Source organism: Streptomyces sp. LBL, assembly GCF_029893585.1.
Lineage (GTDB): Bacteria > Actinomycetota > Actinomycetes > Streptomycetales > Streptomycetaceae > Streptomyces.
The window spans coordinates 21,705-34,908 of sequence record NZ_JARXYX010000056.1 but is presented as its reverse complement, the minus strand read 5'-3'; the positions used below and the strand labels follow the sequence as shown (position 1 = coordinate 34,908).

At 67.4% G+C, this 13,204-nt stretch carries 10 protein-coding genes and 4 pseudogenes; 10 read left to right on the top strand and 4 right to left on the bottom strand.

Features of this window, described 5'->3' with window-relative positions:
- Positions 1-282: pseudogene (locus M2271_RS40790) on the top strand (hypothetical protein); the annotation flags it as partial.
- Positions 283-452: 170 nt separating this feature from the next.
- Here M2271_RS40790 and M2271_RS40785 read toward each other — a convergent pair.
- Positions 453-1,283: an enoyl-CoA hydratase/isomerase family protein gene (locus M2271_RS40785; protein ID WP_280892524.1), complete on the bottom strand. Its 831-nt coding sequence runs from the start codon at positions 1,281-1,283 to the stop codon at positions 453-455.
- A 107-nt stretch (positions 1,284-1,390) separates the two neighbouring features.
- Between M2271_RS40785 and M2271_RS40780 the strand changes: the two genes are divergently transcribed.
- A complete protein-coding gene (locus M2271_RS40780; protein ID WP_280892523.1) occupies positions 1,391-1,822 on the top strand; it encodes a helix-turn-helix domain-containing protein in 432 nt (143 codons plus the stop codon).
- A 597-nt stretch (positions 1,823-2,419) separates the two neighbouring features.
- On the opposite strand, the gene M2271_RS40775 is transcribed toward M2271_RS40780, so the two are convergent.
- Positions 2,420-2,956 carry a hypothetical protein gene (locus tag M2271_RS40775; protein ID WP_280892522.1) on the bottom strand — a complete coding sequence of 179 codons (537 nt, stop codon included), beginning with the start codon at positions 2,954-2,956 and terminating at the stop codon, positions 2,420-2,422.
- A gap of 238 nt (positions 2,957-3,194) precedes the next feature.
- On the opposite strand from M2271_RS40775, the pseudogene M2271_RS40770 reads away from it, so the two are divergent.
- From M2271_RS40770 to M2271_RS40760, 3 genes and pseudogenes are all read left to right on the top strand, one after another.
- A pseudogene (locus M2271_RS40770) lies at positions 3,195-3,467 on the top strand (transposase); the annotation flags it as partial.
- Between the two features lie 289 nt (positions 3,468-3,756).
- Positions 3,757-4,197: a transposase gene (locus tag M2271_RS40765; RefSeq protein ID WP_280892521.1), complete on the top strand. Its 441-nt coding sequence runs from the start codon at positions 3,757-3,759 to the stop codon at positions 4,195-4,197.
- 48 nt (positions 4,198-4,245) lie between these two features.
- On the top strand, positions 4,246-4,995 hold the full coding sequence (locus tag M2271_RS40760; RefSeq protein WP_280892520.1) for a transposase: 750 nt from the start codon (positions 4,246-4,248) through the stop codon (positions 4,993-4,995).
- A 36-nt stretch (positions 4,996-5,031) separates the two neighbouring features.
- Here M2271_RS40760 and M2271_RS40755 read toward each other — a convergent pair whose 3' ends face one another.
- Positions 5,032-5,556: a TetR/AcrR family transcriptional regulator gene (locus tag M2271_RS40755; RefSeq protein ID WP_280892519.1), complete on the bottom strand. Its 525-nt coding sequence runs from the start codon at positions 5,554-5,556 to the stop codon at positions 5,032-5,034.
- A 221-nt stretch (positions 5,557-5,777) separates the two neighbouring features.
- Between M2271_RS40755 and M2271_RS40750 the strand changes: the two genes are divergently transcribed.
- From M2271_RS40750 to M2271_RS40730, 5 genes and pseudogenes are all read left to right on the top strand, one after another.
- Entirely contained in the window at positions 5,778-7,019 is a 1,242-nt protein-coding gene (locus tag M2271_RS40750) for an acyl-CoA dehydrogenase family protein (RefSeq protein ID WP_280892518.1), read from the top strand.
- 321 nt (positions 7,020-7,340) lie between these two features.
- Positions 7,341-7,460: pseudogene (locus M2271_RS40745) on the top strand (IS701 family transposase); the annotation flags it as partial.
- Between the two features lie 174 nt (positions 7,461-7,634).
- Positions 7,635-9,389, top strand: coding sequence for a serine/threonine protein kinase (locus M2271_RS40740; RefSeq protein ID WP_280892517.1), 1,755 nt, complete (start codon positions 7,635-7,637; stop codon positions 9,387-9,389).
- A 190-nt stretch (positions 9,390-9,579) separates the two neighbouring features.
- Positions 9,580-11,499 (top strand): FHA domain-containing protein, encoded by a 1,920-nt coding sequence (locus M2271_RS40735; protein ID WP_280892516.1) that lies wholly within the window; start codon positions 9,580-9,582, stop codon positions 11,497-11,499.
- Positions 11,500-11,696: 197 nt separating this feature from the next.
- Positions 11,697-11,822, top strand: a pseudogene (locus M2271_RS40730) (IS3 family transposase); the annotation flags it as partial.
- A gap of 185 nt (positions 11,823-12,007) precedes the next feature.
- Here M2271_RS40730 and M2271_RS40725 read toward each other — a convergent pair.
- Positions 12,008-13,075 carry a tyrosine-type recombinase/integrase gene (locus M2271_RS40725; protein ID WP_280892515.1) on the bottom strand — a complete coding sequence of 356 codons (1,068 nt, stop codon included), beginning with the start codon at positions 13,073-13,075 and terminating at the stop codon, positions 12,008-12,010.
- Positions 13,076-13,204 lie beyond the last annotated feature (129 nt).

Below are 13,204 nucleotides of genomic sequence, written 5' to 3'. Positions count from 1 at the left end.
GATTCGCTGTCCCCATGGGGAGTCGTGATCGCAGGGGTGGGGAATTACATGACGCTGATCATGCAGATCGTGGGGAATTGCCTGACCGTCGACAGTTGGCACGTGGAGCGTACTCACGCCTGGCAAAACGCCTTTCACCGCCTCGCCCGCTGCTACGAGCGGCGCGTCACCGTCATCGACGCGTTCTTCGACCTCGCCGACACGATCATCACCGTACGTAGCCTGAACCGACAGGCGTGGACGACTCACCGCTGGGACGAACGCCCGAACCGCCGACCATGACCACACGCCTATCCGTGCGGCCTCTAAGCCGAGCCACAACATAAAGACATCGGCGTGGAAGACCGGCCGCCTGCCGGTCTTCCACGCCGATCAGGAACCGTTACCGTTCAACGCCAGAGTGCTGGCGAAGGGCAGGAAGTCGTGCTCGAACTGGGCCGTTACTGGCGGCGTCAGCGGGTCACGGATCGCATGAGCTGCTCCAGGTCGGCCTCGCCCTCCGGGGTCTGCGCGCCGTGCTCCAGCGCCCTGCCCATGAGCGCGAGGGCGGTCGGGTCCGCGATCAAGCTGGCCCAGGCGATCTCCTCACGCTCGTAGCCCTCGAGCGGACGAGCGGGCGCCAAGATCTCCTTCGCGCGCAGGGCGACGTTGTCTGCGAGGCCGGCGATGTTGCGCGCGACGCGAGCAACGAACTCGTCGAGTTCCGCTGCGGGCACCGCACGGTTGACCCACCCGTATGCGGCAGCCGTGGTCGCGTCGTAGAGATCTCCGGTCAGCACGATCTCCAAAGCTCGATTACGGCCGACACGCTCAAGGAGATACTGCGTCCCGCCCCCGGCGGGCACGATACCCATGAGGCTCTCAATCTGCCCGAGCCCGGCAGTCTCGGTCGCAGCGAACACCATGTCGGCGGCCGCGACGAACTCCGCCCCGCCGCCTCGCGCCTTGCCGGCGAGCTTGGCGATGATCGGCTGCGGCTGATTGCGGAGCAGTTCCCCGACAGCCTGGAACACGTTCACCCCCCGCGGGGTGGCGGCAACGAGCTCGTTGAAAAGATCTTCGTCGTCGAGGATGTGCATGTCGACGTGGGCAAGGAAGAACTCCGGGTTCGCCGAGGAGAACACGATCACCTTCACCGACGAGTCGTCGCGAAGCTCTCCCAGAACGCTGGTGAGGTCCTTCATCAGCGTTGCGCTGATGACGTTCACCGGAGGATTGTCGAGCACGATCTCGGCGACACCGTCCGCGACGGTAACGTGCAGGGTCGAGTAGGACTGTGGCATGAGGGCCTTTCGTGAGTATGCGTTAAGCATGTAGGTTTGCGATGCATACCCATACTGCGTTAGCGCGCAGACGTCGTCTAGAACGCACTTTGGAGGACCTAGAGCGCATGACTGATACCACCCCCTACACGGCGCACGGTGATCAGAGCGTGCTGTTCGCCGTGGATTGCCCCAGCCGACCGATCCTCGATCAGATCGCCGACAAATGGTCCATGATGGCCCTCGCAGTGCTCCAGCAGCCGACCCGGTTCAACGAGATCAAGCGCCGACTCGCCGGGGTGACCCAGCGCGTCCTCACCCAGACGCTCCGACGTCTGGAGCGCAACGGCATGATCACCCGCCGCGTCATCCCCACATCCCCGATCGGCGTCGAATACGCCCTCACCCCCCTCGGTGAATCACTGCTCGAACCATTCGGAAGGCTCTACGACTGGACCGTCGAACACGCCTCGACCATCCGAGCGGCACAAGCCGACTACGACGCAGAACCCGGACCATCTCACGACCACGGGACGGCCCAAGCTGAACGTGCCCTCTGACAGTCCGATCCGTGCACATCACCTGCCGCCTCTGGCAGCAGCGTCCTGCAACGTGGCGCGGTCCATGCACGGCACCCGCGCGGCCAGCAGGCTGCCGTCCCTGACTGTGTCCGCTGGCCGTCGCTAATCTGCGGGTCATGGTCATGGTCAAGGTGCGTGTCTTCTGCTGTGACTGGCCGCGCTGTGGCGGGATCCTGAGGACCCCGTTCGTCGATGACGCCGCAGCCAAGCAGTTCGCCTGGGAGCAGGGGGGCTGTGGACGCCAGAGATGCTGAGCAGCACTTCCGCGGGTTATAGGAGGGTGGGCGGCGTGCTGGGCACTCCCAGCGGATGGCCGATGAACACGTTCCGGCGTTGTACCACCTCACCTACGCCCGGCGCGGGTACTTCGTCGGCTGCATGTGCGGTGGGTAAATGACGAAGTTCTTGCGGCCGTCGGTGAGGACGGCGGTCGAAGCCCGAGCTGGATGGTCCCAACACCTCGACTCTGCGGTCACGCCGCCTGGAGAGCTGGTTCTGTCCGCGGGAGTGCCGAGTCCGGACAGGCGGGCTGGCGAGTGAGCCGACGGCTCATCAGCGTGATGGCGGCGATCGGGCTCAGCCCGTCAGGCACGGAGTGCCTAGATCACCAGATGTGACACAGCTTCTGAACCGGCCCGACGGCGACGCCGTCAGCCAGCCCCGCTCGGCCAGCCGCCTCGCCTTGGACCGTACCCCCTCGATCTTCGCGGGCACCAGCTCCAACTGAAGCCCGGCGGTGAGCCGCTTCGCTGAGATCCCCTCGTTGCCACCCGCACCGGATTCCACCAGCTCGACGATCCGCCGGTAGTCCAACGCGAGCGCGTCCACCGTCGCCGTCTCGTGCCAGCGCGGCACGACGGACCCCGCAACCGGGTGCGGGGCCTTCTCGCTCACGGCCGGCGCCGCCTGCACACCGGCAGTGGACGACCGCGTCTCTTCGCCTCCAGCAGCCAGGGCCTCGGCGAGCTCCGTCCGCGCGATCAACCGCCGCTCCAGCACCACCTCCGCATCAGCGAGTTCAGCCGTGATCCGCTCCATCTCCGCGCGAAGCTCCTCCGCCCGCACCCGAGCAGCCGCCTCCCGCTCCTCCAGCAACCCCATCACCGATGGCATCGGTCATCTCCGCATCACCGAGAACGAACTGATCGCCCGAACTCTCCCGCGGCGACACCGAACCCATGCCTGAACAGCGGAAACTCAATGCTCACATCCGGAAAGACAACCGCTTCCAAGACCAAGCGCATCGCGCGCCAGATGCACGGACGAGCAGGCTTCGCTCTGCTTCGCCACCGCATCCTCCTCGGATAGCAGCACTCTCAGTCACCACCGAAAGCGAGACAGGGCCACTCGTTTGACAGTCCCCGTTCCGGACGGGCCGTCGGAAATCACGAAGCCGCTGATCCCTCCGTCCAGGGTGCGGTCGCACGGCGGCGGAACACAGGACACACCTGATGAGACCCTGTATGCGGCGATCGTCTACGTCCCGGTGAGCGCGTGTGCCTGGCACCACCCTCCGCCGTGCTTCGGGATATCGAATTCGACGGCTCACCGCCGGTTCCTGATCTGGTCGAAGCCCGGAGTCTGGAGCCGACTGCAGGGGGCCGTGCTGTACCGACTGAAGGATTACGACGTGTCAGGGGGCCGTGCTGTACCGACTGAAGGATTACGACGTGTCAGTAGTCCGGTCGCCTGACGGCGACACCCTGTGTGCGTGAAAATCGGTGCGTGGCCGTCCGGCTGACGTCGTGTCGCCTTGGTGCGTTCCGAGCCCGTGTGTCAGTAGGACGCTGGGGGTCCACCGACAGGCACCCGGATGTGTTGCCCTGAGCACGTGAATCAGACTCTTCCGCCTGACGGACCCCCGCCGGACGGTCGCGTGTCCGCGGCCGACGACCGGAGGGGGTGCCGACGGGATGGAAGTGATCCACGAACGCGTGGCGGGGATCGATATCAGCAAGGTGGACGTGAAGGTGTGCATCCGTGTGCCCAGCACCGGCAAGCGGCGCCGCAGCGAGGTGCGGACCTTCTCCGCGGTGACCGCCGGACTGCTGGCCATGCGGGACTGGCTGGTCGCCGAAGGCATCACCTTGGTCGGCATGGAAGCCACCGGTGTCTACTGGAAACCCGTTTTCTACCTGCTGGAACACGATGTGGAGTGCTGGCTGCTCAACGCCCGGCACATGAAGTCGGTGCCCGGCCGCAAGACCGACGTCAAAGACTCCGAGTGGATCGCCAGACTCGTCGAGCACGGACTGGTCCGCCCCAGCTTCGTGCCGCCGGAACCGATCCGGCAGCTGCGGGACGTCACCCGTTACCGCACCGAGGTCATCCGCGAGCGCACCCGTGAGACCTAGCGGCTGGAGAAGCTGCTGGAGGACACCGGCATCAAGCTGTCCTCCACCGTGTCCAACCTCCTGGGCGTCTCCGGCCGGGCCATGCTCGAATCCCTGATCGCCGGCGAGCGTGACCCGCACGTCCTGGCCGATCTGGCCAAAGGCAGCATGCGCCGCAAGACCGACGCCCTCGTCGAGGCGCTGACCGGGAACTTCACCGCTCACCACGCGTTCCTGGCACGGGCGATGCTGGACCGGATCGCGTCCTGCACCGCCACCGAAACCAAGCTGAGCGAGCATTTGGAGGTGATGCTGCGACCCTTTCGCCGCCGCATCGACCTCCTCGTGACGATCCCCGGCGTCGAGGCCCGCGCCGCCCAGGTGATCCTCGCCGAGATCGGCGCCGACATCGCCCGCTTCCCCAGCGCGGCCGACCTGGCCTCGTGGGCGGGTGTCTGCCCGGGCAACCATCAGTCCGGCGACAGAAGCGGCAGCGGCAAGACCCGCCACGGAGACCCCTGGCTCAAAGCGGCGCTCGGCCAGGCCGCCGTCTCCGCCTCCCGCACCAAGGACACCTGTCTCGCCGCCCGCTACCGACGGCTCGTTGCCCGCCGCGGCAAGAAACGCGCCCTGGTCGCCCTCCAGCACTCGATCCTCGTCGGGGTCTGGCACATGCTCACCCACGACACCCAGTACGCAGATCTCGGCGGCCAGTACTTCATCGAACGCACCGGCCGCGCCAGGCAGACCCGACGGATGGTGAGCCAGCTCAACCAACTCGGCTACCAAGTGACCCTTCAAACAGAAGGAGCTGCCTGACCTGCGGGTTACGACAGCCCGGTGGCTATTTTCGAATCAGCCGACGGCAGCCATCGCACGGTGGAGGAGTGGCGTCAGTTGGTGTGTGCCATGGCCGGCGATCCAGACTTCGACGGCGGCTTCGAGGCAGGCGTAAGCGGACGCGATCAAAGCGTGGGGCCGGGGGTCGGTTGCGTCGTCCGGATCCACGCCAAGGCGCCGGGCGACCTCGGGTGCCAGCAACTGCTGCCAACTCTTCAGCTTGTGCTGATGGTACGTCGCGAGTGCGGGAACGGTTCTGGCGATCTCGGCCAGCTGCCGCGCGCGTTCGGACGTTGCGGCGTAGTGCGCGATGAGCGGATCCAGCGCATGGCGCAGTGCGGTCCACGGAGTCTCGTCGTCGGGCCGTTGCCGCAGGGCATCGAGTAGCTCCTGGGGGGCTGCCGAGGTGGTGCTCGCGAAGACGTCTTCCTTGGACGGGAAGGAGCGGAAGAAGGTGCTGCGCGAAATGCCGGCGACGGCGCAAATGTCATCAATCGTGGTCTGCTCGTAGCCGTTTTCCAGGAACAGGTCCAGTGCCATCTCGCGCACCTGTGCCTTCAGGGCTCGTCGTGCGAGCTCACGCGCCCCGGGCCGACGCCCGTCCTGTACCGCTGACCCAGCCATACCTCAACGGTACTACACTCCGTTCACGGAACTGAGTTCCAGAAACGGGATACAGTTTCCGGATGCCGTCGTTCCGACGCCATCCGGAAAGCTGTGCACAGAACATCGTCAGTAGTACGTCACTAGAAGGACTCACCATGGCCAACAGCACGCTCGGGCAAGGGGAGACGGCAGGTCGCTCCGCCGCCCTCAACGATCGGCTGGACCCGCTTGTCTTCGACCTCACGGCCGAGGAGGCGCAACTCGTCTCGGCGGCGGCGTCGCTGATACCCGCCCTGAGCGCCAACGCGGAGAAGGCGGATGCCACGAGCAGGCTTCCCGAGGACAACATCGATGCCCTGCGCAATGCAGGTCTCCTGCGTCTCGCCACGCCCCAGTCTTACGGAGGCCACCAGGTGGGCGCGCGTGCGGCGACGGCCATCGCCGCGGAAGTGGGCCGAGGCTGCCCGTCGACCTCCTGGGTGCTGGTGGTGTACTACAGCGCGGCCATCGCCCTGTGGCTTTACCCCGACGAGGTGCGGCACCGCGTCTGGAGCCAGGACCCCGACGCGACCGTGTGCGGCTCGTCCACCGGCGCCGTACCCGTGCGTGAGGCTGACGGCGGGTACGTGCTCACCGGTCGTTGGGGCTGGGCTTCGGGCGCGCACCATGCCACGTGGGCGATCCTCGACGTCGTAGCCCAGGCGGAGGGGCCCGCCCCGGACCGCGGTGTCGCACTGGTCCCGATGAGTGAGCTGTCGGTTGAGGACACTTGGCACATGACGGGGATGCGCGGCACGGGCAGCGACACGATCCGTGCCGAGGAGGTCTTCGTACCCAAGGAACAGGTTGTGCTGATGTCCCAGGCCGCAGCCGCGGCCCGGGACAACACTCAGGCGTTGGCACCCGTACCCAGACCGCAGGGCCTGGCCGGCGCGCTGGCCGCACCGGTGCTGGGGATGGGCATGGCGGTGTACGACCACGTCGTGGCGAAACTGGCTGAGGGCAGGCCTCTGGCCTCTTCGGTGAAACTGCACGCGCGGGCGATCGACGCCCCGGGCGTTCAGGCGAACATCGCCGACGCCGCCCTGCTCATCGACAGCGCGGTCCTCCACGCGGCGCGGTCTGCCCGTGCCGTCGACCTGGCCACCCGCACGGGAACGCAGATGAGCCCCCTCGCCGTCGCCCGCATCCGTATCGACGCCGGCATCGCCGCACGACACATCCGTCACGCCGTCGACAAACTGCTCGACGTCGGCGGCGCGAGCCAGTTCGCTGAATCCAGCCCGGCCCAGAGGATCTGGCGCGATCTGGGCACGGCGACCCGCCACCCCACGTTCATCACAGAAATCGACCGTGAACAGTACGCCCGGATCCTTTTGGGGTTCAACGGGCAGTAGCAGTAGCCGGTTCGCAAGAGGACTCTCAGGCGCCCACGGCTCCCGAAAGGGGGCGCAGGCGCAAGGCGACGGCACGTGCGCCCGCTGCGCGACCCGAACGCCTCTCAGGAATAGCCCCGGGCAGCAGTCGCTAGTACTCCAGCCGGACTTCTGTATTTCTCTTGGCCAACGGCCTGGCGGTGGGGAGTGAGCGGGGGTTGGGCATGCGCGGGACGGGCCTGGACAGGTCGTCCCACCAACATGTGTCCGCGCCGCATGTAGTGACTGCGCGACGAGCGGTCCGTTCTCGTGATCCACGACGTACCAACGAATGCTTGGGACCTGGAACTCGAAGAACTCTTCCTACGGACCGGAGCCCGCTTCCCCCGGTTGGAGTCCCGGCGACGGATGCGGGACTACGTCCGCGGACTGCTCGGCCCGGTCGGCCGTAAGAACTGCTGGTGCGCCACGAGGCGCCATGTGACCGAGTGAAGGTGGAAGACCTCTGCCGCCGGTTGCGATCCGGTGGATGAGCAGCGGTTCCGCCGACGGCGGTCGTGCACAGGAATCGATAGTCCAAGGGCGACATCCGCGCCCCGACGAGCCGCTTGCATGACGAAAGGAAGAATCGCCCCGATGACCAGTGAGGACACCGTGTCCGAAGAATCTGGCCGCACGCGTGTGATCGCCGACCGCTACACCCTGGTGTCGCCCCTCGGTGAGGGCGGAATGGGCACCGTGTGGCGCGCCCACGACAAGGTGTTGCAGCGCGAGGTCGCCATCAAGGAGGTCCGGGCGCCTGCCGGGCTGGCCGCGGCCGCCATCGAGCGGATGTACACGCGGCTGGAGCGTGAGGCGTGGGCTGCAGCCCGGGTGTCGCACCGGAACGTGGTGACCGTCTACGACGTGGCCATGGGAGAGGACCGCCCGTGGATCGTCATGGAACTGGTACGAGGTCAGTCGCTGGCCGACCTGCTCAAGGCCGAGGGCCCGCTCACCCCGCGGCGCGCCGCGTCCATCGGTGGTGAGGTGCTCGCTGCGCTCCGCGCCGCCCACGAGGCCGGCGTGATGCACCGCGACGTCAAGCCGGCCAACGTGCTGATAGCCAAGGACGGCAGGGTGGTACTCACCGATTTCGGTATCGCGGTGGTCGAGGGCAGCACAGCGCTCACCATGACCGGTGAAGTCGTCGGGTCGCCCGAATTCCTGGCCCCGGAGCGTGCGTTGGGCAAGCGGCCCAGGCTCGCGTCGGACCTGTGGTCGCTGGGCGTGCTGCTGTACGCGGCGGTCGAGGGGATCTCGCCCTTCCGCCAGAACACAGCTCTCAGTACCCTGCGGGCCATCGTGGACGCGGAGTTGCCGCCACCTCGCCGGGCCGGCGCCCTCACCCCGGTCATCGAAGGACTGCTGCTCAAGGATCCGGACGAACGCCTCGGCGCCGAACCGGCAGCGCGGGAACTGGGATTGGTCAGTGAGAGCGGCACGCCCGACACGGGAACCGTGCGGCAGGCTCCCCGCTCACCGACCGTCGTGGCAGAGCCCGAGACTGAGTTCACGACACAGGTGTCTCTGACCCAGGCGGAGACTCAGCACACCACACAGGAACCCCCCGCCCAGGCGGAGACCCAGCCTGTGGCCACGCATCCCCCGGCGCAGCCGACCGCCACACAGCCCACAGCGCAGCCAACCGTCACGCAACTCTCGGCGCAGCCGACGTCCGCATATCCCTCGCCGCCGGATTCCACCGCTGTGGGAACGCCCACGTCCCCCCTCCCCCCGGCTCCCTCACGCCGCAACCGGCGCGGCACTGCCCTCGTGGCGGCGGGCGTGGCCCTGTGCGCTCTGGCGCTGGCCGGGACGGGCTATGCCCTCATGAACGACGGGGACGACGGCGGAAAGCAGCGGAACGCTGCCACCGCAGGCGCCGGTGCAGCCTCTCCGGATGCGAAGGACGCCTCACAGAACGCCGAGGAAGCCGCCGCTCCCAGCACAGGGGAGGGCGGGCGGGACACCTCCACTTCCGAGGGGGTGCAGATGAAGGTGACAGGTTCGCAGACGACGTACTCGGGACCGTGCCCGCCCCCGAGCGGGGAGGCGCCCATCTTCACGGCGTCCTTCACGGTGGACCGGCTCCCCGCGCAGTTCTCCTACCGGTGGGTGTCCAGGGACGGCTCGGTCACCGATGAGGAGTGGAGGACGCTGTCGTTCCCGAATGGCGGAAGCCTCACCAAGCAGGTCAGCATCAGTCTGACCACGTGGGCGAAGGCCGGAACGTTCGAGAGCGAAATCGGCGTGGAGCTCAATGCCCCTCTTCAGGGCAAGTCCAACATGGTGCCTCTGTCGTTGACGTGCGAGGCGGGAACGACCGGAGGCGCATCACCTGGTCAATGACGGCTCGGAACGCGTGACCGGGTCCAGGCACGCTGCCCTCCGGCCGGTTGGGTCTCGGAAGAGTCGAACCGGACCGGGTCCGCCCACGCGTGAGTGACAGCTTCGTCCTCATGCCGAGTCAGCCGCATCACGCGGCCTCTTTTTCCCTGTTGAGTGTCGTCCGCTAGGAGTAGCAGTGCCATCGGTCATCGTGGGGCAAACGGGTCCCTTCACTGGTCAGAGTGTGGTGCTGAGCGCCGCTCCTCTGACGTTCGGCCGCAAGAGCGACAACGGTGTCGTGATCGTCAGTGTCAGTGCCTCCCGTCTGCACGCCGAAATCGTGGAGGAGGACGCCGGCTTCGTCCTGTACGACCGCAGCCGCAACGGCACCTTCGTCAACGATCAGCGCGTCACACGGCATGTACTGCGTGCCGACGACCGCATCCGGATCGGTGAGGAGACCTTCCTCTTCGAGTCGCAGGACGCCATGGAGACGGTCATGGACCTCTCTCTCCTCGACATGCCCCGGGCCAGGGCATCCGCGGATCCCGGCCTGCTCCGCGTCACGATCACCGGCGGGGGTCCGGTCGGCCTCGCCTTCGCGCTGATGCTGGAGAACATGCTGCGCGGGCGGGTCGCCATCAAGATCTACGAAAGCCGGTGGATCAAGAACGGCTCCTCTGTGGTCTGGAAGGACGAGACCCACGGAAACACCCGCCGTCAACAGGTCGTGACCATCCAGAGCCGACAGTACCTCGCTCTGCCCGAGGAGATGCAGTCGGCGCTGTTCGACTCAGGTGACTTCGCGGAGATGTGGCCCGTCGGACCGGACTCCGTGGAGGGCCGGCCTCCCCGCAACATCCGGATCGCCTACATCGAGGACCGCATGCTGGAGCTGGCGAACAAGAGCACCGCGATCCGGCTCGTGCCGCAACGGTTCGACCCGTCGGAGCACCAGGGCCGGCTCTCGCAGGAACACGTCCTGGTGGTCTGCGAGGGCGGACGGTCCCGTACGCGGGAGCACTACAGCGACCGCTTCGGCGCGGCCGACGCCTCGATCTACTCCCTCGAAGGCGACCATCTGCAGGACGTGGTGCTGGGGCTACGGGTGAAGTCCCCGCTGTCCGACCCGATGAGCGTTCTGCTGACCGTGTCGCAGAACAGGTTCCTTCTCAACTCGCTTCGCGGCGAAGGCTTCTTGAACATGCGCCTCACCCGCGAGGAGGCCAAGAACGTCGTCGGCATCGACCCGGTCCGCCAGGTCTTCGAGGAGTGCATCGCGGCTCGTCCCTGTGTCATGAGCCGTGAGGAGGACAACGAGTTCCGCTGCCCCTCGCACGGAACCCTCTTCCTGCCCGCCCTGCTGCGCAGCTCGCCCCTGTGGAAGCGGATCAGGGAGGGCCTGAAGCTGTACGGCATGGCCGAGGACGCTCTCACCGCGGTCACGTCGTTCCGACTGGACATGGTGCAGCGCCCGCGGTTCACGGCGCAGCTGACCCGCCCGAGCCCGACGAGCCCCGGCATGTACGGCTTCCTGCTGGGCGACGCGGCCAACGCCATCCACTTCTGGCCCGGCCGCGGCCTCAACAGCGGTCTCGCCTCCGCCACTTCACTCGCTCGCTCCCTCAGCCGAGCGTGGCAGGGAAAGCCGCTGCGTGACGCCGACTTCATCCGGCACGAGGCGGCGATGTCCATGCTTCAGTACCGGCACAAGAGCCGGGCCTGGAACGCCATGGTCACCACCGACGAACAGGGCGCCACCCACGCCATCAAGGACATCATCGCCCGCAGTATGGAATCGGCTCCCGCCGACGGCTCCGAGTCTCAGCAGGCGCACCTCGACGCCCTGTTGGAGAGAATGAGTGCGATACGCGCGCGGCTCGCGCCGCGCCTCCCCGGCATGCCCACCGACGAGGAACTGCGCAGCCACCTCTCGGCGTTGGATCCCGCCACGCTGCGCACGCTCCAGGAAGGCGGCGCGTGGGACACCTTGATCGTCGGCGGCGAGGAAGCCGACATCGATCTCTTCTACCAGTCGGATGCCCCCGTCTACGTTCCTCGCCCCGGCGACCCGCGAAACATGCCGTCGGGTCTCGCACCGCAGGAAGCCGCATCCGTGAATCCGGCCTGAGGGCGGGTGCGCAGGGAGTCGCCGAAGAATAACTTCTTGATCTTGATGGGTTACGGGGGTGTGAGGTCGTGTCCGGCGAGGGCGGCGAGTTGTTCGGCCGTGGTCACGGTGAGAGGGCCGGGGGGCACGGTTTCCCCCAGCGCGCGGTGAACCGCTCCGGGTTCGGTAGGGACTCGATCATTTGAGAGGATCGAGTCATGGCACGTCCTTCCCCCTACCCGCTTGAGTTGCGCCGTCGTGCGGTGCGGATGGTCACCGAGCTGCGCCCGGAGTACGAAACCGAGTGGGCCGCGATGAAAGCGGTCGCCCAGAAACTGGGCATCCTTAGATTCAACCGGTCAAGGCAACACTCTCGGCCGGGGTGCGGAATCCCAGGCACTTACGGGGGCGGTTGTTGAGTTTCGCCGCGATGGCATCAAGGTCGCGCTGGCTGAACGTCGAGGGGGTGTGACCGAGATACGCGCCAAAGGGGCAACGGAATGATCTTGAAGCCCTGATCCGCTCGGATTTACGTGCGGCGACGTGCAGCGGGGTCGCGTTCGGCGACGTGCCGGGCGACCGAGTCGACGCCGGGACGGGCGTACCGCTCCAGGGATCGGACGGATGCGTGGCGGGAGCGGGCCAGCAGCATCGGGGTCGAGGTGCCGTCCTCCGCGTCGTGCGTCAGGGCACTGTGCCTCAGTCGGTGCAGCGTCCAGCCGTCCAGGTCCTCGATGTCGTCGGGTGAGGCGAGGGGGTTGGCCAGCAGCCGGGTGTTCTCCTCGAAGATCTCCTCAGCGCGGCGGTAGGAGAGCCGGGCCCGGCCGGTCTCCGGGCACACGTCGAGCGCCGGTGTTCCGGCCGGGGCCTTGCGGTCGGTGAGGAACAGCGGGCCGCGGGTCCGGCGGGCGATGAGTCGGGGCAGGAGCTGGGCGGTGCCGGACTGCCAGTGAATCCACTCGGTCGCCCCGCCCTTGGCGGTGATCCTGCCCCGCTTGTCCTGCGGGTAGAGGTCTTCCACGTTGAGGCACAGCACCTCGTCGGCCCGTGCGGCGGACTCGTAGAGCATCTTCCACTGGGTCTTCTCCCGCAGCGCGACGTCGAGGCGCCACAGGGCGGCGATCTGGTTCTCCGCGAGGGCCTTGGTACGGTCGGGCGGTGCCGGCCGCCGCTCGATGCCGATCGTGGGATCGCCTTCGATCCAGCCTTGGCGCTGCCACCAGCCGATCGCCTTACGTGCGATGGACAGTTCCCGGTTGACGGTGTCGGCGTCCATCTCATCCGCCCGCGCCGCCGCCAGCTCGGCCAGCAACTCCGGCAGCGCCGGGTCATCGATCGCGGTGACGGGGAAGACGGGCGGCTTCGCACCCCGGCGGGCGGGCCCGGTCGGCGCCGGTTCGCCAGCGAGCATCCACCCCCACGTCGTCAGCGAGATCCGGTAGATCCGCGCGGAGGACTTCGCGATGCCCGCACCGGTGAGGTAGCGCTCGACCGCCGCGGTGTACGACGCGGGCGGGGCGGACAGCGGCACCACCCGGGCGCGCGGCAAGCGGAGCGCGTCCCCGCTTCCGAGTTCGGTCACCGGTTCGATCGTCATGCCCGCCCCGCCCTTCCGGCACTGCCGCAGTAAATGCGTACACCTCGCCTGCGGCGGCCAGAGAACCCGCCCCAGGTCGCGATGATCACAGTAGGGGCTCCGCCGCAGTAAATCCGGCATTTACTGCGG